The organism is Deinococcus sonorensis KR-87, assembly GCF_040256395.1.
In the GTDB taxonomy this organism is placed as follows: domain Bacteria; phylum Deinococcota; class Deinococci; order Deinococcales; family Deinococcaceae; genus Deinococcus; species Deinococcus sonorensis.
In genome coordinates this window covers 81,806-102,435 of record NZ_CP158297.1, presented here as the reverse complement: position 1 = coordinate 102,435, position 20,630 = coordinate 81,806, and the positions used below count along the sequence as shown (strand labels likewise).

At 69.8% G+C, this 20,630-nt stretch carries 18 protein-coding genes; 15 read left to right on the top strand and 3 right to left on the bottom strand.

The window, feature by feature from the left end; all coding sequences use genetic code 11:
• Positions 1–50 precede the first annotated feature (50 nt).
• Positions 51–752 carry a GntR family transcriptional regulator gene (locus ABOD76_RS01715; RefSeq protein WP_350241549.1) on the bottom strand — a complete coding sequence of 234 codons (702 nt, stop codon included), beginning with the start codon at positions 750–752 and terminating at the stop codon, positions 51–53.
• Positions 753–967: 215 nt separating this feature from the next.
• Between ABOD76_RS01715 and ABOD76_RS01710 the strand changes: the two genes are divergently transcribed.
• The 12 genes from ABOD76_RS01710 to ABOD76_RS01655 all read left to right on the top strand — a co-directional run bounded on the left by ABOD76_RS01710 (position 968) and on the right by ABOD76_RS01655 (position 12,696).
• Positions 968–2,215 (top strand): ABC transporter substrate-binding protein, encoded by a 1,248-nt coding sequence (locus ABOD76_RS01710; protein WP_350241547.1) that lies wholly within the window; start codon positions 968–970, stop codon positions 2,213–2,215.
• Positions 2,216–2,228: 13 nt separating this feature from the next.
• Positions 2,229–2,480, top strand: coding sequence for a hypothetical protein (locus tag ABOD76_RS01705; protein WP_350241545.1), 252 nt, complete (start codon positions 2,229–2,231; stop codon positions 2,478–2,480).
• A 103-nt stretch (positions 2,481–2,583) separates the two neighbouring features.
• The gene (locus ABOD76_RS01700) at positions 2,584–3,522 is read left to right on the top strand and encodes a carbohydrate ABC transporter permease (RefSeq protein WP_350241543.1); all 939 of its coding nucleotides are present in this window, start codon (positions 2,584–2,586) and stop codon (positions 3,520–3,522) included.
• Positions 3,519–4,346, top strand: coding sequence for a carbohydrate ABC transporter permease (locus tag ABOD76_RS01695; RefSeq protein ID WP_350241541.1), 828 nt, complete (start codon positions 3,519–3,521; stop codon positions 4,344–4,346). The genes ABOD76_RS01700 and ABOD76_RS01695 overlap by 4 nt, the downstream gene beginning before the upstream one ends.
• A gap of 21 nt (positions 4,347–4,367) precedes the next feature.
• Positions 4,368–5,402, top strand: a complete 1,035-nt coding sequence (locus ABOD76_RS01690) for a sugar phosphate isomerase/epimerase family protein (RefSeq protein ID WP_350241539.1) — start codon at positions 4,368–4,370, stop codon at positions 5,400–5,402.
• Positions 5,395–5,772 (top strand): C-glycoside deglycosidase beta subunit domain-containing protein, encoded by a 378-nt coding sequence (locus ABOD76_RS01685; protein WP_350241538.1) that lies wholly within the window; start codon positions 5,395–5,397, stop codon positions 5,770–5,772. Before ABOD76_RS01690 ends, ABOD76_RS01685 begins: the two co-directional genes overlap by 8 nt.
• Positions 5,769–7,313: a GMC oxidoreductase gene (locus ABOD76_RS01680; protein WP_350241536.1), complete on the top strand. Its 1,545-nt coding sequence runs from the start codon at positions 5,769–5,771 to the stop codon at positions 7,311–7,313. The genes ABOD76_RS01685 and ABOD76_RS01680 overlap by 4 nt, the downstream gene beginning before the upstream one ends.
• A gap of 86 nt (positions 7,314–7,399) precedes the next feature.
• Complete coding sequence (locus ABOD76_RS01675) at positions 7,400–8,431, top strand: VOC family protein (RefSeq protein ID WP_350241534.1); 1,032 nt, start codon at positions 7,400–7,402, stop codon at positions 8,429–8,431.
• A 4-nt stretch (positions 8,432–8,435) separates the two neighbouring features.
• Entirely contained in the window at positions 8,436–9,194 is a 759-nt protein-coding gene (locus ABOD76_RS01670) for a cyclase family protein (RefSeq protein WP_350241532.1), read from the top strand.
• A 59-nt stretch (positions 9,195–9,253) separates the two neighbouring features.
• A complete protein-coding gene (locus ABOD76_RS01665; RefSeq protein ID WP_350241530.1) occupies positions 9,254–10,255 on the top strand; it encodes a fumarylacetoacetate hydrolase family protein in 1,002 nt (333 codons plus the stop codon).
• 79 nt (positions 10,256–10,334) lie between these two features.
• Positions 10,335–11,534: an alpha/beta hydrolase family protein gene (locus ABOD76_RS01660; RefSeq protein WP_350241528.1), complete on the top strand. Its 1,200-nt coding sequence runs from the start codon at positions 10,335–10,337 to the stop codon at positions 11,532–11,534.
• Positions 11,535–11,568: 34 nt separating this feature from the next.
• Positions 11,569–12,696, top strand: a complete 1,128-nt coding sequence (locus tag ABOD76_RS01655) for an FAD-dependent oxidoreductase (RefSeq protein WP_350241526.1) — start codon at positions 11,569–11,571, stop codon at positions 12,694–12,696.
• A gap of 175 nt (positions 12,697–12,871) precedes the next feature.
• Here the strand turns inward: ABOD76_RS01655 and ABOD76_RS01650 are convergent, their stop codons facing one another.
• The gene (locus ABOD76_RS01650; protein ID WP_350241525.1) at positions 12,872–13,873 is read right to left on the bottom strand and encodes a hypothetical protein; all 1,002 of its coding nucleotides are present in this window, start codon (positions 13,871–13,873) and stop codon (positions 12,872–12,874) included.
• Between the two features lie 83 nt (positions 13,874–13,956).
• Between ABOD76_RS01650 and ABOD76_RS01645 the strand changes: the two genes are divergently transcribed.
• Entirely contained in the window at positions 13,957–14,550 is a 594-nt protein-coding gene (locus ABOD76_RS01645; RefSeq protein WP_350241523.1) for a TetR/AcrR family transcriptional regulator, read from the top strand.
• 223 nt (positions 14,551–14,773) lie between these two features.
• On the opposite strand, the gene betC is transcribed toward ABOD76_RS01645, so the two are convergent.
• Positions 14,774–16,240: a choline-sulfatase gene (gene betC / locus ABOD76_RS01640; RefSeq protein WP_350241521.1), complete on the bottom strand. Its 1,467-nt coding sequence runs from the start codon at positions 16,238–16,240 to the stop codon at positions 14,774–14,776.
• 904 nt (positions 16,241–17,144) lie between these two features.
• On the opposite strand from betC, the gene ABOD76_RS01635 reads away from it, so the two are divergent.
• Together ABOD76_RS01635 and ABOD76_RS01630 are read left to right on the top strand one after the other, a co-directional pair.
• Positions 17,145–19,205, top strand: coding sequence for a beta-galactosidase (locus ABOD76_RS01635; protein WP_350241519.1), 2,061 nt, complete (start codon positions 17,145–17,147; stop codon positions 19,203–19,205).
• 417 nt (positions 19,206–19,622) lie between these two features.
• Positions 19,623–20,621, top strand: coding sequence for a Gfo/Idh/MocA family protein (locus tag ABOD76_RS01630; RefSeq protein WP_350241518.1), 999 nt, complete (start codon positions 19,623–19,625; stop codon positions 20,619–20,621).
• Positions 20,622–20,630: the final 9 nt, after the last annotated feature.

Here is a 20,630-nt window from a genome sequence, read left to right as displayed (position 1 = left end):
GGCGGGGCGGGAGCCGACACCTCAGGTCGGCTCCCGCCCCGCGCGTGGCTTCAGTCGGCGGCGGCCTTGCGGGTGCGGGGGGGGCGGACGGCCAGGCCGCCGCCCAGGGCTTCGCGCGCCATGATGCTGGCGATCTTCAGGCCCGTCTGGAGGATGTGGCCGTGCATCTCCTGGCCCGCGGCCTTGGCCTTGCCGGCGCGCAGCAGCTCCACCAGGCGGCGGTGCTCGACGTTGTTGACGGTGGTGTAGTTGGTGCTCTCCAGGTGCTTGTGGAGGTAATGCTGCACCCGGTAGCGCAGATCGCGGATCTGGGCGGCCAGGTGCGGCATGCCGGCCCGGTCGTAGATCAGGCCGTGGAAGGCCATGTTGTTCTCGGAGAAGCGCACCACGTCGATGTGGCCTTCCGGGTGCTCCATCTCGGCCACCAGCGCGTCCAGGGCGTCCAGGTCGGCGTCGGTGAGCTTCGGGGTGGCTTTGACGGTGGCGAGCTGCTCCAGCACCGCGCGCACTTCGTACAGCTCGCGGATTTCGTCGGGGGTGAAGAGCGTGACCTGGGCGCCTCGGTGCGGCTGGATGGTGACCAGCCCTTCGGCCTCCAGGGCGCCCAGGGCCTCGCGGATGGGCATGGTGCTGACGGAGAAGCGCTGGGCGAGATCTTCGAGGCGCAGCCGTTCGCCGGGCTCGAAGGTGCCGCGCACGATCTCGTCACGCAACAGGGTGACCAGCGAGGTCTTGACCGTGCGGGGGAACATGCGGGCAGCTTAGCAGAGATTTGATCACATATCTGCACAGTTCCGCACGATGGCGCCGCGCCGGGCGGCATGCTCGCCCTCTTGCAAAAAATCAGAATGTCCGTTATGTTTGATCAAACATCAAAGCTCAACGACAGGGGTGCCGGGCGCCATGCCTGTCCGCCCGGTCTTCCCCGAAGGTCGCCCTTCCCGCCCCTCTCCCTGGAGGTTTTCCGATGAAGCGCACGCTGGCCCTGCTCACCCTGTCTGCCCTGCTGTCTGCCCCCGCCCTCGCCCAGAGCGGGTCCATCCGCCTGATCGCCCAGTCCACCGGCGCCGGCAACCCCCCGATGGACGCGCTCATCGCCGCCTTCCAGAAGAAATACCCGAACATCAAGGTGACGGCCGAGTACTTCCCCATCGGCACCGCGTACCCGCAGGTGCTGCGCACCCAGCTGCAGAGCGGCAACGGCCCGGACCTCTTCTACGTCACGGCCGGCAGCGGCGGCCAGGTGTCGGTGCTGCCGCTCGCGGACGCTGGGTTCGTCGCGCCGCTCACGGCCCGGCCGTGGTCGAAGACGGCCGTCACCGTCAACTACCGCGACCTGTACTGGAAGCAGAACCAGCTGTACGCCGTGCCGCTCGGCATGACGCCCGTCGCGGCCATCTACAACAAGGACCTGGTGAAGACGCTCGGCATCACCCTGCCGCGCTCGCTCGGTCAGTTCCTGCAGACCTGCAAGACCGTCAAGGCCAAAGGCAAGGTGCTGCTCGCCCTGGCGGGCGGCAACGCGCAGAACGCCGGGCTGCTGCTCTCCACCATCGCCACCAACGAGGTGCTGAGTGCCGACCCGCAGTGGAACGCCAAACGCCAGCAGGGCAAAGTGACGTTCGCGAACACGTCGGCCTGGAAGCGCAGCCTGCAGACGCTGCTGGACATGAAAAAGGCCGGCTGCTTCCAGCCGGGCGTGGAGGGGGCGGACATTCCCCAGGCGGCGCCACTGATGGCCAGCGGGGACGCCGTGATGTTCGTGATCCCCACCGGTGCGATCTCAGCCCTCAAGGGCATCAATCCCAAACTGAACCTGGGCGCGACCCCCCTGCCCGCCTCCACCGCCGCCCTCGCCAGCATCCCGGTGTCGCCCACGGACGCGCTGGCGGTCAACAAGACCAGCAAGAACCTCCCCGCCGCGCTGGCCTTCGCGGACTTCGTGGCCAGCGGCGGCGGGGACGTCACCTACACCAAGGCCACCGGTGACATCACCGCCGCCCAAGCAAGCACCGGCAAGAACCTGCCGCCGGAACTGGCCGGCATCTCCGCCGCCCTCACCAACAAGAGCCGGGTCTTCCCCCTGATCCAGCTGGACTGGAGCAACCCCAAGGTCTTTACCACCCTGGGCGAGGGCGTGCAGGGCCTCCTGACCGGCCAGACCACACCCGACCAGCTGCTCGCGCGTCTCGACGCGGCCTGGGACAGCAAATAAGGCCGCTGGGGTCATGGACGAGCTGACCGAGCGCACCGGCGCCTTCGAGCGGTGCGAGGCCCCACACCACGTGCAGCACAACCCCGGCCTCAAGGAGGGGCGTGCGTTGGCGATCGAACGGCGGAGCGCCATGCGCGCGCGGCCCGAGCCCCGATTCACGCTCAAGCGCGTCCTGGTGGACAAACCGCTCACCTGCATGGATGCCCGAACAGCCGCGGGCGGGGCAGAACGGTGTGCACTCTCGGCCCCCTGTGGGCCGGCCTGATCGTGGAGCACCGGGACGTGATGCAGCCGGTGCCCGAGCGCCCTCAGAACACCACCACGATGTTCTGAGGGTGGCGCCCCGCCCGACCCTGGAGGATGCCCAAGTGACGCGTCAAGATACCCAGCCCTTACACGCCGCGCCCCCGTCCCGCGAAGCCCGCCGGGACGCGCGCACCACCGCGCACCTGCCGCCCTGGTGGTGGCTGCTCCCGGCCCTGCTGCTCGTGCTGTTGATCCGCTACGGCGCGGCCATCGCCGGCGGCTGGTACGCCTTCACCGACTGGAACGGGCTGAGCGCCACCGCCACCTTCACGGGACTGAGCAACGTCCGGGCCGTCCTGGCCGACCACGACGCGAGATCGGCGATGCTCACCACCCTGAAGTTCGCTGCCTGCTTCGTGGTGCTCACGAACATCGTGGGCCTGGCGCTGGCGGTGCTGCTGGACCGTCACCTGAAGACCCGGTTCCTGCTGCGCACCGTTTTCTTCGCGCCGGTGGTGATGAGTCAGCTGGCCACCGCGTTCATCTGGCGCTTCCTGTTCGACTACAGCGGCCCGCTGAACGGGGTCTTCGACCTGCTGGGCCTGCCGGGCCTGAAGCGCACGTGGCTGGCCGACCCCACCTGGTCCTTCTGGGCGGTGGTGGTGGTGCTGGTGTGGCAGTTCAGCGGTCTGGCGATGGTGATCCTGCTGGCCGGGCTGCAAGGCATTCCCCAGGAAGTGGAGGAGGCGGCCGTCATCGACGGAGCGAGTTCCTGGCAACGCTTCTGGGGCGTGACGTTGCCGCTGCTCACGCCGGCCCTGACCGTCAGCGTGCAGCTGTCCGTCATTTCCGGCCTGGGCATCTTCGACCAGGTGCTGGCGCTCACCGGCGGCGGACCGCTGGGCGCCACCGAAACGCTCGCCACCCAGGTGTACAAGCAGACCTTCGTGTACGGCCGGTATGGCTACGGCACCACCCTGGCCCTGCTGCTGGCCGTGCTGATTGCCGCCGCTGCCATCCTGCAGCAGCTGGTGCAGCGCCGGGCGGAGAGGAACGCATGAAACGTGCTTATCAGCGGAGACAGTCGGGCCTGGAAGTGGGGTTGTGGGTGCTGGCCCTGCTGTGGTCCATTCCGTTCCTGTTCCTGATCGTCATCTCGGTCAAGCCGACCGAGGAACTGTTCGGCAAGGCGCTGTCGCTGCCCAGCCGCATCGACCTGAGCAGCTACGTGGGCGCGTGGACGCAAGGCGGGATGGGGCGAGCGCTGCTCAGCAGCGTGATCATCACCGGCGGCAGCGTGCTGGGCCTGCTGGCGCTCAGCTCGGCCGCGGCGTACGTGCTGGCCCGGCGCACCTCGAACGCCAGCGGCCCGCTGCTGCTGGTGTTTGTGGTGGGCCTGATCGTCCCGGCGCAGCTGGGCCTGATCCCCACCTACTCGGCGTTCCGGCACCTGGGGCTGGTGGGCGGCTACACCGGCATGATCCTGCTGAACGTGTCGCTGTGGCTGCCCCTGGCGGTGTTCCTGTACTACGGCTTCCTCAAGCAGCTGGGGCACGAGTACGAGGAGGCCGCGCAGATTGACGGCGCCACCCCGGCGCAGACGTTCACGCGGGTGGTGTTTCCGCTGCTGCGGCCCGTGACCGGCACGGTGGCGATTCTGTGCGGCATGCTGATCTGGAACGATTTCTTCAACCCGCTGGTGTTCCTGAGCGGCACCCAGAAGACGCCGCTGCCGGTGGCGGTGTACAGCTTCGTGGGGCAGTTCGCGACCCGCTGGAACTACGTGTTCGCCGCCGTGATGATCTCGCTCGTGCCGGCCCTGGCCTTCTTCGTGGTGGCGCAGCGGCAGCTGATCCAGGGCTTCTCCGGCGGCGTGAAGGGCTGACATGATGACAAGGAGTGACGTATGACCCAGATGACGACCCAAGGCACCACGGCCGCAGCAGGTGCGCAGATCCGGCGCGGGGTGAGCCTCTACAGCTTCCAGGAGGAGTTCTTCCTCAGGAAGATGACCCTGGAGGACTGCGTGGCCGCCTGCGCCAGCATGGGCGCGCTCGGCATCGAGACGCTCGCCGAGCAGATGATGCCCGGCTTCCCGAATCTCAGCGACCGGTTCTATGACGACTGGCACCGCATGATGGCGCAGTACGGCACCACCCCGGTGTGCCACGACATGTTCCTCGACACCAAGCGGTTCAGGGGCCGCGTGCTGTCGGACGACGAGCAGGTGGCCTCCATTGAGCGCGACCTGCGGCACGCGCACCGGCTGGGCTGCACGGTCATGCGGGTGCTGATGTTCGTCCGGCCCGAGATCCTGGTGCGGTGCATCCCGCTGGCCGAGCGGTACGGCGTGCGGATGGGTGTGGAGATCCACGCGCCCTTGCACCTGAGTCACCCGTGGATCCTGCGCTACAGCGAGGTGATGGAGCGCGAGAACTCGCCGTTCCTGGGGTACGTGCTGGACATGGGCATCTTCACCGATCACTTCCCGCCGGTGATGATGGAGCGCTTCCGGCGCCAGGGCGCCACGCCGGAGATCATCGAGCACGTCCGCGCGGCGTATGACGCGCGCACCCTGCCCGAGTACGTCATCAACGACGTGCGCGAGATGGGCGGCACGCCGCTGGACATCGGCATGGCGGAAGTGCTGCGCCACAACCTGTGGAGCAACCCGAAGCACCTGCTGGAGCACATGCCGCGCATCTTCCACGTGCACGGCAAGTTCTACGAGATGGATGACCAGGACCGGGAGACCAGCCTCGGCTACGAGCAGGTGATCCCGGTGCTGGTGCAGGGCGGGTACCAGGGGTACATCTGCAGCGAGTACGAAGGCAACCGCCACATTCAGGACGCGTTCGAGATCGACAGCGTGGAGCAGGTGCGCCGGCACCAGCGCATGCTCGCCCGGCTGCTCGGCGAGCGGGAGGCCGCCCATGTTTGACCGCTACATCGTCGTGGAAGACACCCTGAAGAACGTGCCGGATGGCGTGCAGTTCGGCGCCCGGCTGCCCTACTACCGCGGCCTGGGCCTGTCCATGATCGAGGCCGTCGACGTGACGCTGGACGGGCAGAGCGTCCCCCCGGAGGACGTGTCGGTGACGCTGTCCGGGCAGACGTACCGGGTCCCGGACATGGAGCACGAGCCGGACGCCGTGTGGAACTTCGGCGAGGTGGGCACCGTGACGGTGCGCCGGCCCGCCGGACTGCCGCCGGGCGAGCACGAGGTCAGCGTGCGGTTTCGGCTGCGCGTGTCGTACCTGCCGATGCTGCTCACCGGTCAGGACCGCAAGGTCCTGCGGGTGGGCACGTGACCGAGCGGTCCCACCCGGACGTGCTGATCGTGGGCGGCGGGCCGGTGGGCGCCACCTTCGCCCGGGTGCTGCACGAGCGGGCGCCGCAGCTCACCGTGCTGCTCGTCGACGCCGGCCCGCAGCTTACGCCGCGGCCGGGACAGCACGTCAAGAACATCCCGGACCCCGCCGAGCGCGAGCGGGCGCAGGTGCGCTCGCAGGGCCCCACCCAGGTGGTGTACGGCACGCCCGGGATCGGGGCGAGACGGGCCGCGGCCGAAGGTGAGGCGCCCGCCCGTCCGGCGCTGCTGGCCCGTCCCGGCACCTTCCTGCTCCGCGACGCGCACGGGATGGCCGACGACATGCCCGCGGCCGCCCTGTCCACAAACGTGGGCGGCATGGGCGCCCACTGGACCTGCGCGTGTCCGCCCCCCGGCAACACCGAGCGCATCCCGTTCCTGCCGAGCGCCGAGTGGGACGCCGCGCTGCAGGACGCGAACCGCCTGCTGGCCGTGACGCAGGCCGCCTACCCGGACACGGACGTGGCACGCGCGATCCGCCAAGCGCTGCAGGGGGCGTTCCACGACACGCTCGCCGGGGGTCGGCCGGTGCAGCCGATGCCGCTGGCCGCCCGCACCGAAGGCGGGGTGCGGGTGTGGTCCGGCGCGGACGTGGTGCTGGGCCCGCTCGCGGACGGCGGGGCGGCGAACTTCACGCTCCTGCCGGACACGCTCTGCCAGCGCCTGATGGTGGACGGCCCGCGCGTCACCGGCGCGCAGCTGCAGGACCGCCGCAGCGGGGAGGTGTGGACGGTGCACGCCCGCGCGGTGGTGGTGGCCGCGGACGCCCTGCGGACCCCGCAGCTGCTGTGGGCCTCCGGCATCCGCCCGGCGGCCTTGGGGCATTACCTCAACGACCAGCCGCAGGTGCTCGGCGCGGTGCAGCTGGATCCGGCCCTGCTGCCCGCTTCGCCCGGCCCGGCGGCCGGTGGGGTGTCGTGGGTGCCGTTTCACGCGCCGGCGCACCCGTATCACGGGCAGGTGATGGAGCTGGAAGCGTCCCCCATCCCGATTCCGGTCGAGCAGGACACCGGCACGCCGGTGGTCGGCCTGGGGTGGTTCTGTGCCCGGGAGGTGCGTTTCGAGGACCACCTGGCGTTCTCGGCCGACCACCGGGATGACGTGGGCCTGCCGGCCATCACGGTGCATCACACCCTGACCCCCACCGACCATGTGGTGATCGAGCGGGCCAAGGACGAGGTCGAGCGGGCGATGGCGGCGCTGGGCCGGCCGATCGCGGCGGGCCGGCCGTTCGTGCTGCCGAGCGGCAGTTCGCTGCATTACCAGGGCACCACCCGGATGGGCGAGCGGGACGACGGCACGTCCGTCTGCGACGCGACGTCGCGGGTATGGGGCGTGGAGAACCTGTACGTGGGGGGCAACGGGGTGATTCCGACCAGCACCGCGTGCAATCCCACCGTGACCAGCGTGGCGCTCGCGGTACTGGCGGCGCAGGCGATCGCGCGGGCGCTGGCGCAGCCGGCGCCGGTGTCCAGCGCCTGAGCGCTTGCCGCTCGCCATTCAGTCGTGTTAGTTTTGATCAAACATCAAATTCGTCCGGGTGCTTGCGCCCTGTTCCGGAGGTTCCCATGATTCAGCTCCTGTCCCACCTCGCGCACCTGGAAATCACCACCCCCGACCTCGATGCCTCGGTGCGCTTCTACGAGCAGCAGATGGGCATGCAGGAAGTCACCCGCAACGGCGCGTCGGTGTTCCTGCGCTGCTGGGGCGACTACTACCGCTACAGCCTGGTGATCACGCGCGGCGAGCAGCCCGGCCTGGCGCACATGGCATGGCGCACCACCAGCCCCGAGGCGCTGGACGAAGCGGTGCGGCGCGTCGAAGCGGCGGGCGTGCACGGCGAGTGGCGCGCCGCCCAGCACCACCACGGGCGGGCCTACCGCTTCACCGGCCCGTACGGGCACGTGATGGAGCTGTTCTGGGACGTCGAGAAGCACGCCGCTGACGACGCCCACCGCTCGCAGTTCCACGACCGGCCGTCCCGGCGCACCAACCACGGCGTCGCGCCCCGCTTCCTCGACCACGTGACGGTGGCGGCCAGCGACGTGAAGGGCTTCGCCCGCTGGTACCAAGAAACGCTGGGCTTCCGGATCATGGCCTACACCGACCTTGACCACGCCCCCGTCACGGTCTTCACCGTGCTCACCACCAACGAAAAGTCCCACGATCTCGGCTGCGTGCTGGACGGCAGCGGCGTCCCGGGGCGCGTGAACCACATCGCCTTCTGGGTTGACACCCGCGAGGAGCACCTGGTGGCGGCCGACGTGCTGATGGAGGGCGGCACCAGCATCGAGTACGGCCCCAGCATCCACGGCATCGGCGAGCAGACGTACCTGTACTTCCGCGACCCCAGCGGCCTGCGCGTCGAGTTGAACACCGGCGGTTACCGCAACTACGTGCCGGACTGGGAACCGAAGACCTGGACGCCGTCCACCGGCTCGAACAGCCTGTACCGCAACTCAGCCATGCCGATGAGCATGACCGAGAGCTTCCCCGCGGCGGCCGGCCCCAGCGCCACCGAGGAGGGCGCGCTGCCCGGCACTGAGGACGAGCTGAGCGCCGCCATCCGCAACCCGTACGCCCGCCAGGGCCAGGGCTGAGCGGATGCGCGTCGTGGACCTCTCGGCCCCGATTCAGCCGTCCCACCCGGACGTGCCCGCGTTTCAGCGGGTGGGCATCGACTATTACAGCAACGCCCAGGGGGGCGAGGAGATCGAGCGGATGTTCGGCGTGCCGCGCGAGCTGCTGCGCGCCGGCGAAGGCTGGGCCACCGACACCTTCACGAACTTCGGCACCCACTCCAGCACCCACGTGGACGCCCCGCTGCACTACAACTCGACCATCCAGGGCCAACCCGCCCAGAGCATCGATCAGCTGCCGCTCGAGTGGTTCTTCGCGCCAGGCGTGGTGCTGGACGTCCGCCACAAGGCCGACGGCGACGCCGTGACGGTCGACGACCTGCAATCTCTGCTGACAGGCATCGGTCACACCCTCCGGCCGCTGGACATCGTGCTGATCCGCACCGGACGCGACCAGTTCTACGGTCAGCCGGACTACTGGCTGCGCGGGCCCGGCGTGAGCGCCGACGCCACCCGCTGGCTGTACCAGCAGGGCGTGCGGGTGATGGGCATCGACGCCTGGGGCTGGGACGCGCCGCTGACCACCCAGGCGGAGCAGGCCCGCGCTGCCGGTCAACCGGGCGTGTTCTGGGCCGCCCACCAGGTGGACCTGGCGTACTCGCAGATCGAGCGCCTCACGAACCTGGGCGCCCTGCCCGCCACCGGCTTCCAGGTCTCCTGCTTTCCGCTGAAGATCGTGGGCGGCAGCGCGGGTCCGGCCCGCGTGGTCGCCCTGCTCGACTGAGTCCACCCGGGAGGCGCGGCCCGCACCGCCCGCCGCGTCTCCCCTCTGCAAGGAGCAGCATGAGAATCCTCCGCATCAGCGTGCCCACGCCCGATGGGCCGCAGGCCCGCATCGTCGTCCAGGCCGGTCCTCACGCGCCCCGCGTGGACGTGCGCCGTCACTACCAGCTGGCCCTGCTGCGGCGGGGCCTGACCGGGTCCGCCGCCCTCACCCTGGCGGCCCAGGTGGTGCCGGGCAGCCTGGCGCTGGCCCTCACGCACGGCGACGTGTTCCTCGACGCCCTCCACGCCGCGGCCGCCGACACCAGCGGCGACGCGCACGCCGGCGAAGGGGACCTGCTCTCCCCCATCGACCCCTCCACCTTCCGCGACTTCCTGGCGTTCGAGGAGCACATCGTCAACGCGGCGGGCAGGAGTGGCGGCACGGTCGACCCGGTGGTGTACGACCTGCCGATCTCGTACATGGGCAGCGCCCCGGCGTTCATCGGGCCGGACGCGGTGATGCCGTGGCCCAGTTACGCCCAAAGCCGCATGGACTACGAGCTGGAGCTCGGCATCGTGATCGGCCGCGGCGGGCGCAACATCCTGCCGGACGCCGCCGACCGGCACATCCTCGGCTACACCGTGCTGAACGACTTCTCCGCCCGCGACATCCAGTTCCGGGAGATGAAGGGCCGGCTGGGCCCCAGCAAGGGCAAGCACTTCGCGTCGGCGTGCGGCCCGGTGATCGTCACCCCCGACGAGCTCGACCCGCATCAGCTGAGCATGACCGCCCGCGTGAACGGCGAGGTGTGGTCGCAGGGCAGCACCAGCACCCTGATGTGGCGGGTGCAGGAACTGGTCGCCTGGGCGAGCACCGGCGAGCCGCTGCCCGCCGGCACCCTGCTCGGCACCGGCACCGTCGGCCGCGGGTGCGGCATGGAACTCGGCCGCGAGTTGCACCCCGGTGACGTGGTCGAACTGGACATCGAAGGCATCGGCGTGCTGCGCAACCCCATCGGCGCGCCGGACGGGGCCGGCTGGACCCCCAGCCCGCGGGTGCCCTCCATCACGTCCGCGTAAGCCGCCCGCCCCTGTGTGTACCCGGCCGTCCCACGGGACCACGCCGCGACCGCCGTGCGCCGCGCGGCCAAGGAGTCCGATGTTTCAGTACTTCCCCGGCAATTACGTGTGGAACCTCGCCATCAACCTGGCGATGGAAATGGGCGCCAAGATCGGCGAACTCGACGAGATGTGCCGCCCGCTCATGGAGGTCTCCCAGCAGGGGGACGACGAGGGCACCCGGCTGTTCCTGCAGTCGTGGGAACGGATGGGCGACAACCTGATCGCCCTGGCGCACGAGGACGAAGCGCAGGGCCGCCTGATCAGCGCCGGGACCAAGCTCGGCCGCGCCGCCACGTACCTGCTCACCGCCGAGCGCATGCAGGCCCGGGACGCCCCGGGGCGCGCGGCGCTGTATGCCAAGTTCCAGGACTGCTTCCAGCGCGGCGTGCAGCTCGCCCACGAGAACTGCGAGCGCGTCGAGATTCCGTACGAGGGCGCGCACCTCGCGGGCCTGTACACCCGCGCCGAAGGCGTGACCGGCAAGGCCCCCCTGCTGATCCAGATCAACGGCCTGGACAGCACCAAGGAGATGCTGTACCGCGTCGGGTTGCCGCAGCACCTCGCCCGGCGCGGCATTGCCTCGCTGTGCCTCGACCAGCCGGGGACCGGCGAAGCGCTGCGCCTGCACGGCCTGACCGCCCGGTACGACGCCGAAGCGTGGGCCAGCCGCGTCGTCGATGCCATGGAGACCCGCGCCGACATCGACCCGCAGCGCATCGGGCTGCAAGGCGTGTCGCTGGGCGGCTACTACGCGCCGCGCGCCGTGGCCTTCGAACCCCGCTTCGCGCTGGGCGCGGTGTGGGGCGCGAACCACAACTGGGGAGAAGTACAGCTCGCCCGCCTGAACCGCGAGGGGGAGCGCCCGGTCCCGCACTACTGGGAGCACGTGCAGTGGGTGTGGGGCACCAGCAGCATGGACGCGTTCCTGGAGCGGATGAAGTACGTCACGCTAGACGGGGTGCTGGACCGCGTGCGGGTGCCGTTCCTCGTCACGCACGGCGAGCAGGACCGCCAGATCCCCCTCAAGTACGCCCACCAGACGTACGACGGGCTCGTCAACAGCCCGGATAAGACGCTCAAGATCTTCACCGACCGCGAGGGCGGCGTGCAGCACAGCAGCGTCGACAACAGCGCCTATGCCCTGGACTACATCGCCGACTGGGTCGCCGAGCGGCTCGGCGGGCGCACCCGCTGGCCGGACGCGCACCCTGAAGACACCGGGATCCCGTCCGCCTGACCGCAGGCAGGCCCCGTCCGATAAGGAGAGCGGCATGAACCAGGTGAAGAACGTACTGATGGTGGGCGGCGGCATCGCGGGGCTGGTGGCGGCCTCAATGCTGCGCGACCGTGGGGTCCAGGTGGACATGGTGGAGCTGAACCGCGCGTGGAACGCCTACGGGGTCGGCATCATCCAGCAGGGCAACGTGGTCCGGGCGATGGCGCAGGCCGGCCTGCTCGACCGGTACCTGAGCGCCGGCTTCCCCTTCGAGGACGTTGAGTTCTACAGCCCCGACGGCGTGCGGCGCGCCCGGATTCCCGGGGAGCGCCTCGCCGGCGCCGCATTCCCCGCGAACCTCGGCGTGCGCCGCTCGGCGCTGCACGACACCCTGAAGGAAGCCGCGCTGGAGAAAGGCACCCGCGTGTCCCTGGGCGTCACGGTGGAGCGGTTCGAGCAGCAGGACGACCACGTCGACGTGACGTTCACCGACGGCCGCTCTGGCCGCTACGACCTGGTGATCGGGGCGGACGGCGCGTACTCCAGGGTCCGCACGCTGCTGTTCGGGGAGCGCTACCGCCCGCAGTTCGTGGGCCAGTCGGTGTGGCGGCACAACTTCCCCAGAACGCCCGACAACGACGCCCTCCAGACGTTCCGAGATACCCAGGGCAACTCGGCTGGCCTGGTGCCGCTCTCCGAGCACCTGATGTATCTGTACCTGACCACCCGGGAGCCGGGCAACCCCTTCTACCCCAGGGAGGCGCTGGCTCGCCTGATGCGCGAGCGCCTGCAGCATTTTGTGGGGCGCGTGGCCGAGTTGCGCGAACAGATCACCGATCCCGCCGAGGTGGTGTACCGCCCGATGGAGGTGACGTTCATCGAAGGGGACTGGTTCCAGGGCCGCGTCCTGCTGATCGGGGACGCGGCGCACACCACCACCCCCCACCTGGGCCAGGGCGCGGGCATGGCCATTGAGGACGCGGTGGTGCTCAGCCTGCTGCTGGAAGAGGACCAGCCGGTGCCGCAGACGCTGCGCGCGTTCATGGACCGCCGTTACGCCCGCGCGCAGTACATCCAGCAGCAGTCGCTGATGATCTGCCGCGCGGAACTGGAGAACGACCACACCCTGAACCACCCGAAGGTCATCGGGGAGATGCTGCACTACACCGCGCAGCGCATCTGATCCGTTCCCTGGCCTGCCCCCGGCTCGCACCACCCTGCGGTCGATGCGGGCGGTCATGCCTGACCCCACTGCCCCCTTGAGGGGACTCCACCTGTCCTCGGTGCCCGCTGTGGAAGCGTGTTCCAGCATCCGGCAACCGGTGGGAGGGGACCAATGGCCGCCCGGTCGGGCGCATTTAAGTTCCTTGTCGATACGACGCGGCAACGGCGGCGTAGCTCATCTTGGGCGTCCATCGCGGCAGGCCCAGGCCGTCCGGGTGGACCTTCACGATCCCGAAGCTGCCCAGGTCCAGATCCGGCGACCCGTCACGGTGGTGCGGCAGATAGAAGCACGCAAAGGTACACACGAACGCGCTGTCCACCCCTTCCTCCTCGAACAGGGCCACGAGTTCCGCAATGCACCTCGCCTGCTCGGCCTCGTCGCGTGCATACGTGCCCTTGAGGCTCACGGGGTGGCCGCCTTCGTACGTCACGATGTCCACGGCTCCCCGGTCCGCCGCGCCGTGGTAGGTGGCGCAGCCGAACTCGGTGATCGCCAGGGGTTTGCCAGCCGCCTTCAAGGTCCGCAAGCCCATCCGGAGATGCGGGGCCGTCTCCTTGGTGCGGTAGAGGTCCACAGCGGCAAAATCGAAGGGCGCCCAGTCCACCCCCTCGAACGGAATGGAGGCGTAGGTCAGCGGTCCGGCAAACCGTGCGCGCAGGGCCGACGCGGCGCGGTGCAGGAAGGTGTTGATCCGGGCAGGCAGGTCGGGCAGGCCCGCGAGCAGCTGTGGATCCCGCCGGAGCAGGCCGTTCAACCGGATCTCGGCCGTGGCGCCGGGCAGGAAGCCGTGGGTGAACAGGCTCAGTTCGGCGCCGGTCACCAGCACGACGCGCGCTCCCTGCTGGCGCAGCCGCTCGGCGCGGTCCGCGCAGTCGAGCAGCAGGTGGAGCAGGGCGTCCTGGTCGAGTTCGTAGGTGAAGGGCGAGAACCACACCTCCAGACCCAGGTCGGCCGCGTGGCGGGCCGCGACGTCCAGGCGATCCGGGTCGCCGCCCGTGACGCGGACGGCCGTACAGTGCAGGTCATCCCGGATGGCCTGGAGGTCGCGGCGAACGCGGCCAGGATCGAACGGTTCGTGGGTGCTGGTGATGCCGTTGAAGAAGCCGGTGTCGTAGGTGATGCCCCTGGCCCGCATACGTCCTCCTTATAAGGTACCAATAGTACCTTATAGGAAGCATAGACGACAACGGTCAGGTCGTACAGTGGACCTACGCTGCCATGCCCCACGACCCCCCCACGTCCAAGCGCCGCCGAGGCGCCGCCCTCGAACAGGCCCTCATTCGCGCCGCCGCCGATGAGCTGCTGGCCGCCGGCTACGCGAACTTCACCATGGACCAGGTGGCGCGCCGCGCAGGCACCAACAAAAACGCGCTGTACCGCCGCTGGCCCAGCCGGGCCGCCCTGGCGTTCGCGGCGTACGGCCAGCTCGCCGCCGACCACTTCACGCCACCGGACACCGGCGACCTGCGCGAGGACATCCTCAGCATCATGCGGGGCGCGAACCAGCACTGGGCTTCTCCCCTCGGCGAAGTGCTGCGCGGCCTGCTGGCCGACCTTCAACGTGACCCGGAACTCCTGAAGCAGGTCCAGGCCATGGGGGCGCAAAGCGGCGCGCATCTGTTCCTGGTCGTCCTGAACCGCGCTGTGGCCCGGGGCGAGGCCCGCCCGGAGGCGTTGCATCCGCGGGTGGCGGGCGTGGCGCTGGCCCTGCTCCGCCACGAGTACTTCATGCGTGGCGCACCCGAAGTGCCAGACGCCGTGCTGGCCGAGATCGTGGACGAGGTCTATCTGCCACTCGTGCGTTCAAGGTAAGGACACGGACCGATCGGGCAAGGGGTTTCCCTCTCGCCGGCGGCCGCACCCGGGACGCCCACGCGGACCCGCTGAAGGTCGCCCGGCGTGGAGAAAGTAAGGCCAGGATGCGGGCCACGCTGAACCTACGCCCAGCCGGCCGGGCACCTGGACCGCCGTCCCGCTGAGTCGGACGCACTGTGAAGAACGAGGCAGCGTGGCGCGCTCAGCATGCCTGTCCGGATCAGGAGGTGGGGCGCCGGTACAGCCTCGAAACGTCGGTTGGCGCCTGATACTTCCACGCCGCGCTGGTCGGCGTGGCCGCCACGATGAGCAACCGCTCCTGCTGACTGTGCAGGATCTCGTCTTTTAGCACGGCCACATCCAGGCCCTGCAGCAGGTCCTCCCGCAACGCCCGGCACAGGGCCTCGTTCCCCGCCTCAGCGGCGAGGTTGTGCAGCTCCAGCGGATCGTGGTCCAGGTCGAAGAGCAGCGGCGAATGACCGTGCACGTAGACGAATTTGTGGCGTTCGGTGCGCAGCAGCAGCATCGGCTCGATCGTCCCCTCCGAGTAATACTCGGAAACGGCACGGTTGCGCCAGGTTCCGCCGGTCTCCTCCAGCAGGGGCCGCAGGCTGTTCCCGTCCAGCCGGGCGATCTGCGCTTCGGCATCCGGCACGCCGGCGTACTCCAGCAGGGTGGCCGTCAGGTCGACGAGCGACACGACCTCGGTGCGCCGGGCGGCCTTGAAGCGGCCGGGCAGCGACAGCACCAGCGGCACCTTGACCGAAGGGTCGTGGAAGGTGCGCTTGAACCACATGCCGTGTTCCCCGAGCATCTCCCCGTGGTCGCTGGTGAAGATCACCAGCGTGTCGCTGAGTCCGAGCCGCTCCAGTTCGCCCAGCAGCCGGCCCACCAGGTCGTCCACGTAACTGACGGCCGCGTAGTACGCCCGGCGGGCCTGCTGCACCTCCTCGGGGGCCAGGGGGAAGCGGTCGGCTTCATGGTGAATCTGAATCCACTGGTTGTACGGGTGGTGCTCGTGCAGGGGCCGGCCGGGTGCAGCGGGCGCGGGAATCGGCACGTCTTCGTACCGGTCCCAGTACGCCTGCGGCACCAGAAAAGGGTCATGCGGATGGCTGAAGGACGCGCACATGAAGAACGGCTGCTGTTCCGCCTGCAGTTGCCGCAGGCGGGCCAGGGCGCTGTGCAGCACCTCCTCGTCGTAGGAGAGCTGGAGGCTCCAGGGCCGAACCGGCGGGTACCGCAGGCGATTCACACTGGTGCCCTCGTTCGGGTACGGACCGCGCCGCCAGTCCGGGGTCAGTTCGAAGCCGGCCGGGGAGATGTCGGTCGTGAGCCGCTCCTGAAAGCCATGCAGCTGATCTGGCCCGATGAAGTGCATCTTTCCCGCCAGGATCGTCCGGTACCCGGCCCGGTTGAGGTGATGGGCGAAGGTGGGCACGCTGGCGGGGAACTCGGAACCGTTGTCGTAGGCCCGGGTCTGCCGCACCAGTCTGCCGGTCATGAGGGACGTGCGCGACGACACGCAGATGGGTGAGTTGCAGTACGCGTTGGTGAAGGCCACGCCACCCGCCACCAGGCGGTTGAGGTGCGGCGTGGACACCGCCGGGTGCCCGAGCTGCCCGATGACGTCGTGCGCCATCTGATCCACCATGACCATCAGGATGTTGGGTTGAACCGTCGCCACGTCCTTCCTCCTGGGGTGGCGGCACCGTGTCCGCAGACAGAAGCAGACGGCTGCGCCATCCGCACCGGTCCGGCCACCCTTGTGCCCTTACTGTAATCGGCCACGCGGGGAAACGCCCCGGTCCAGTGGCGGCGATAAGGCGCCTTCCTCCTGCCCACCGGAGCGGTTGGAATGCTGAAGCGCATGGACGCCCCCTGCCCCGCCCGAAGGCCAGGGGAGAACTGGCCGGTGTGCCCTGGTGCGGTGGTTGGCGCGGTGTCACCACCGTCGTCGTGCCGAGGTGTGGTGCCCACACGTCCGGCGCCCCTCCCCGGAGACGTCTTGGCCCTTGCGGGCCGGCGCCAGCATCGACCCGAGTTCCCAGTTGGAGGTGCTGAATGCCGCTCACATCTCCAGGGGTGCCCGGTCTTTGAGCGGCCGATGCGGACTTCGGCCTCCAACGGAACAGGAGGAACCTGGCCGCGGCACCGGCACGCTTCAGCCGCGTATGCATGGGGCCCACCGGGGCCTCGCTGCATCCGGCCGGTGGTGCGGCGCCTGACACCTGCTGACCACGGCGTGCAGGTTGTCCCAGTGCCAGGCGGACCGCCACATGGCACGGTCTGGAGGATGGTCGGGTCGTCGCCTGCCAAGTCTGGCCCCAGCGTCCGCCCGTCGGCCGCGGTGGACCACGGCCCGCGTGGAGGGCTCCAGCCCGCAGCGCTCCGGCCCAGGTCCTGAAGCGGCTCCGGAGCGGGACCGACCAGCACCTCCGCGCGGTCTGCCCCAGCACGCCGTCCAGCGTTCGAACTGCGGGCCGCTGGGCCTGGAGCCGATGCGGGGCCCATGGCAGCCTCTACAGTGGAGCGTATGCCGTCCCTTCTCCGTTCCACCGGCGCACCGGATCACGTCCACAGGAGCCCGCATGCCTGATCTTGGATTTCAGAAAATTCCCTACGGCGGCGACTGGAATCCTGAGCAGTGGGACCGCGAGGTCTGGCACGAGGACATCCGCCTGTTCCGGGAAGCGGGCATTGACCTGCTGAGCATCAATATCTTTGCCTGGACGAGGCTGCAGCCGGACGAGCAGAGTTTCGACTTCAGCCTGCTGGACGAGCTGTTCACGCTGCTCCACGACAACGGGATGCGGGTGTGCCTGGGCACCGGCACCGCCGCGCACCCCGCCTGGATGGCGACCCGCTACCCGGACATCCTGCGGGTGGACGCTCAGGGCCGCAAACGCAAGTTCGGGAACCGGCACAACGCCTGTCCCAGCAGCCCCACCTACCGGCACTTCGCGCCGCGGCTGGCCGGCGCGCTGGCCGAGCGGTACGGCCAGCACCCGGCGCTGAGCCTGTGGCACATTTCCAACGAGTACAGCGGGGCGTGCTACTGCGAGCGCTGCGAGGTCCGCTTCCGGGCGTGGCTGCGCGCGAAGTACGGCAGTCTGGACGCCCTGAACCACGCCTGGAATGCTCAGTTCTGGAATCAGACCATCAGCGACTGGGACGAGATCGTGGCGCCCAATGTCCTGACCGTGCAGCGAGACGACCGGCATACGTCCCTGCAGGGGCTCTCGCTCGACTACATGCGCTTCAACAGCGACAACCTGCTCGACACCTACCTGCTGGAGGACCGGGCCATCCGCGAGCACCATCCGGAGGCGGTGATCACCACCAACCTGATGGGCGCGTACCGCGTGCTGAACTACCGGGCCTGGGCGCCGCACCTGGACGTGATCGCCTGGGACAGCTACCCCGGCCCGGGCCAGGCCCCGTCGCGCACCGCCATGATGCACAGCCTGATGCGCGGCCTGAAGGGCGGCGCGCCGTTCCTGCTCATGGAGCAGACGCCGAGCCAGACGAACTGGATGCCGTACAACTCGCTCAAGCGTCCGGGCGTGATGCGGCTCCAGAGCTTCCAGGCGGTCGCGCATGGCGCGGACGCGGTGATGTTCTTTCAGATGCGCCGCTCGCCGGGGGCGGGCGAGAAGTTCCACGGGGCCGTCATCGAGCACCATGGGCGCAGCGACACCCGCGTCTTCCGGGAGGTGAGCGCGCTCGGCGCGGAACTGCAGCAGCTTGGGCGCGTGACGCTGGGCACCCGCGTGTGCGCCCGCACCGCCGTGTGGTTCGACTGGGAAAGCTGGTGGGCGAGCGAAAACTCGACGGGACCGAGCGCCGCCCTGGAGTACGTCGAGGAGGTCTGGAAGGTGTACGACGCCCTGCACGCCGCCCACGTCGCGGTGGACGTGGTGGGGCCGGGAAGTGACCTGAGCGGCTACCGGGTCCTGGCCGCGCCGGTGCTGTACCTGCTTCGCCCGGAGGATGTCTCGGCCCTCCATGCCTTCGTGGCGGGCGGCGGGACGCTCCTCACCACCTTCCTGAGCGGCGTGGCGGATCCCAGCGACCGGGTGTTCCCGGGCGGCGCTCCCGGGCCGCTGCGCGACCTGCTTGGACTGTGGGTGGAGGAGATCGATGCCCTGGCGCCAGACGTGCGCAACCGCATCGTGTTGCAAGGGGCGCTGGGCGCGCTGTCGGGCAGCTACAGCTGCAACCTGCTGTTCGACATCGTCCGCGTGGAAGGCGCCGAGGTGATGGCGACGTACGGCGAGGACTTCTACGCGGGCACGCCCGCCCTGACGCGCCATCGGGTCGGGCAGGGCCAGGCGTGGCACCTCGCGTCCAGCGCTGAACCGGCCTTCCTGCGTGGCCTGCTCGGCCACCTGTGCGAGGACAGCGGCGTTGAGCCCACGTGGCCGAACCTGCCGGAGGGCGTGGAAGCCACGCGGCGCGGCGAGGGGGAACGCCAGGTGCTGTTCCTCCTGAATCACCTGCAGCAGCAGGTCACGGTGCCACTCGCCACCGACCTGCACGACCTGCTCAGCGGCGCGACCCTGCAGGGTCAGGTCACCCTCCCGGCCTGCGGCGTGCTGGTCGCCCGGCCGCAGGCCGCCGTTCCGGCCGGGTCAGCGCTTCCCCACTGAACCTCGGCCCGTGGAGCGCCCAGTGAACGTTCACCACACGCACCTGGGCGGCCCGGTCGTCCGGCAGCACGGCACGACCCGCCCGTTCACCCACAGGCGAGCGTTCATCAACCCTGGAGGCCCCGGCAGCCTGCCGGTCGGACACGCGATGATGTCCCTTGGTTCCGGCGAAGGGGGCCAGCCGCGCGGGTGCGTCGGACGCCCGCCGCGCCGGCTGGACAGATCGAGCACCTGTCAAGCGGGTCGCCATCACACCACGGAGGAGCGTATGACGTCACAGCAGATCCTGAGCACGGAAGCAGTCACCATGGAACCGCGGCCTGAGTCGCAGGGGAGTCGGCCGCCGACCGTGCCGGGTCCTGGCCCTTCTCCCGCCAGGGTCCGTGAGCGCCGTGCCCTGACCGCGGGGCGGGGCCAGTGACGCCGGCCGTTCGCGTCGGCGTGATCGGCCTGGGGGCCATCGGGCAGAGCCTGCTGAAAGCCTTCACGGCCAGCAGTGAGGTTCAGGTCACGGCCGTGTGCGACGTTGACGCCTCGCTCGCGGACGCGACCGCCCGCGAGGTCCGTGCCTCGGCCTGGACCGACCACCGGTCAATGCTCGGAACGGTTGACCTGGACCTGGTGTATGTCGCCGTGCCGCCGAAATTCCATCACGCGATCGCCCTGGACGTCCTCGCGGCGGGGCGGCACATCCTGTGCGAGAAACCGCTGGCGTTGACGCTCAGCGAAGCGCGGCAGATGGAGCGCTCAGCGCAGGCGGCGGGCGTGGTGCACGCGCTGAACCTGCCGCTGCACGGCGACCCGGGCATCGAGACATTTCGCCGGCTGGTCGAGGAGGGCCGCCTCGGACGCCTGCGCCGGGCTGAGGTGACGCTGGTGTTTCCGCAGTGGCCCAGAGGCTGGCAGCAGAACCCCTGGATCGGCGGGCGGGAACAGGGCGGGCCGATCCGGGAGGTTGGCCCGCATCTCCTGCACGTGCTCCTGTCCGTCCTCGGGCCGGTGAAGCGGGTCTGGGCGCACACCGAGTACCCCGCCCACGACCCTGACGCGTGTGAAACCGCCGCGCTCGGCACGCTCGAGCTCGAAGGCGGGCTGCTGGTCACGGTGTCGTGCCTGACGAACGTGCCCCGCCCCGAACAGGTCAGCCTCACCGTGTACGGCGCGGGGGGCACCGCCGGCCTGACGAACTGGGCCACGCCGGTGGTGGCGTGGGGGCCGGGACCGCTTGAACCGGTGCCGGTCGAGGGACCGCGGGTACCGGCCGGGGAACGGCTGGTGGGGGCGCTGGTGAGCCGCGTGCGGGGCGAAGCGGGCGACCTGGTGGACTTCCGAATGGGGGTGCGCATCCAGGCGCTGCTGGACGCCTGGGAGCACGCGTCGGCGACGGGCAGCTGGGTGGACGTCGAGCCAGCGTGACGGGGGCAA

Coding starts and splice junctions, on each gene's coding strand:
- ABOD76_RS01695 (WP_350241541.1), top strand. CDS start 3,519: ATGAAACGTGCTTATCAGCGGAGACAGTCGGGCCTGGAAGTGGGGTTG.
- ABOD76_RS01715 (WP_350241549.1), bottom strand. CDS start 752: ATGTTCCCCCGCACGGTCAAGACCTCGCTGGTCACCCTGTTGCGTGAC.
- ABOD76_RS01660 (WP_350241528.1), top strand. CDS start 10,335: ATGTTTCAGTACTTCCCCGGCAATTACGTGTGGAACCTCGCCATCAAC.
- ABOD76_RS01690 (WP_350241539.1), top strand. CDS start 4,368: ATGACCCAGATGACGACCCAAGGCACCACGGCCGCAGCAGGTGCGCAG.
- ABOD76_RS01650 (WP_350241525.1), bottom strand. CDS start 13,873: ATGCGGGCCAGGGGCATCACCTACGACACCGGCTTCTTCAACGGCATC.
- ABOD76_RS01675 (WP_350241534.1), top strand. CDS start 7,400: ATGATTCAGCTCCTGTCCCACCTCGCGCACCTGGAAATCACCACCCCC.
- ABOD76_RS01685 (WP_350241538.1), top strand. CDS start 5,395: ATGTTTGACCGCTACATCGTCGTGGAAGACACCCTGAAGAACGTGCCG.
- ABOD76_RS01710 (WP_350241547.1), top strand. CDS start 968: ATGAAGCGCACGCTGGCCCTGCTCACCCTGTCTGCCCTGCTGTCTGCC.
- ABOD76_RS01645 (WP_350241523.1), top strand. CDS start 13,957: ATGCCCCACGACCCCCCCACGTCCAAGCGCCGCCGAGGCGCCGCCCTC.
- ABOD76_RS01655 (WP_350241526.1), top strand. CDS start 11,569: ATGAACCAGGTGAAGAACGTACTGATGGTGGGCGGCGGCATCGCGGGG.
- ABOD76_RS01670 (WP_350241532.1), top strand. CDS start 8,436: ATGCGCGTCGTGGACCTCTCGGCCCCGATTCAGCCGTCCCACCCGGAC.
- ABOD76_RS01665 (WP_350241530.1), top strand. CDS start 9,254: ATGAGAATCCTCCGCATCAGCGTGCCCACGCCCGATGGGCCGCAGGCC.
- ABOD76_RS01705 (WP_350241545.1), top strand. CDS start 2,229: ATGGACGAGCTGACCGAGCGCACCGGCGCCTTCGAGCGGTGCGAGGCC.
- ABOD76_RS01635 (WP_350241519.1), top strand. CDS start 17,145: ATGCCTGATCTTGGATTTCAGAAAATTCCCTACGGCGGCGACTGGAAT.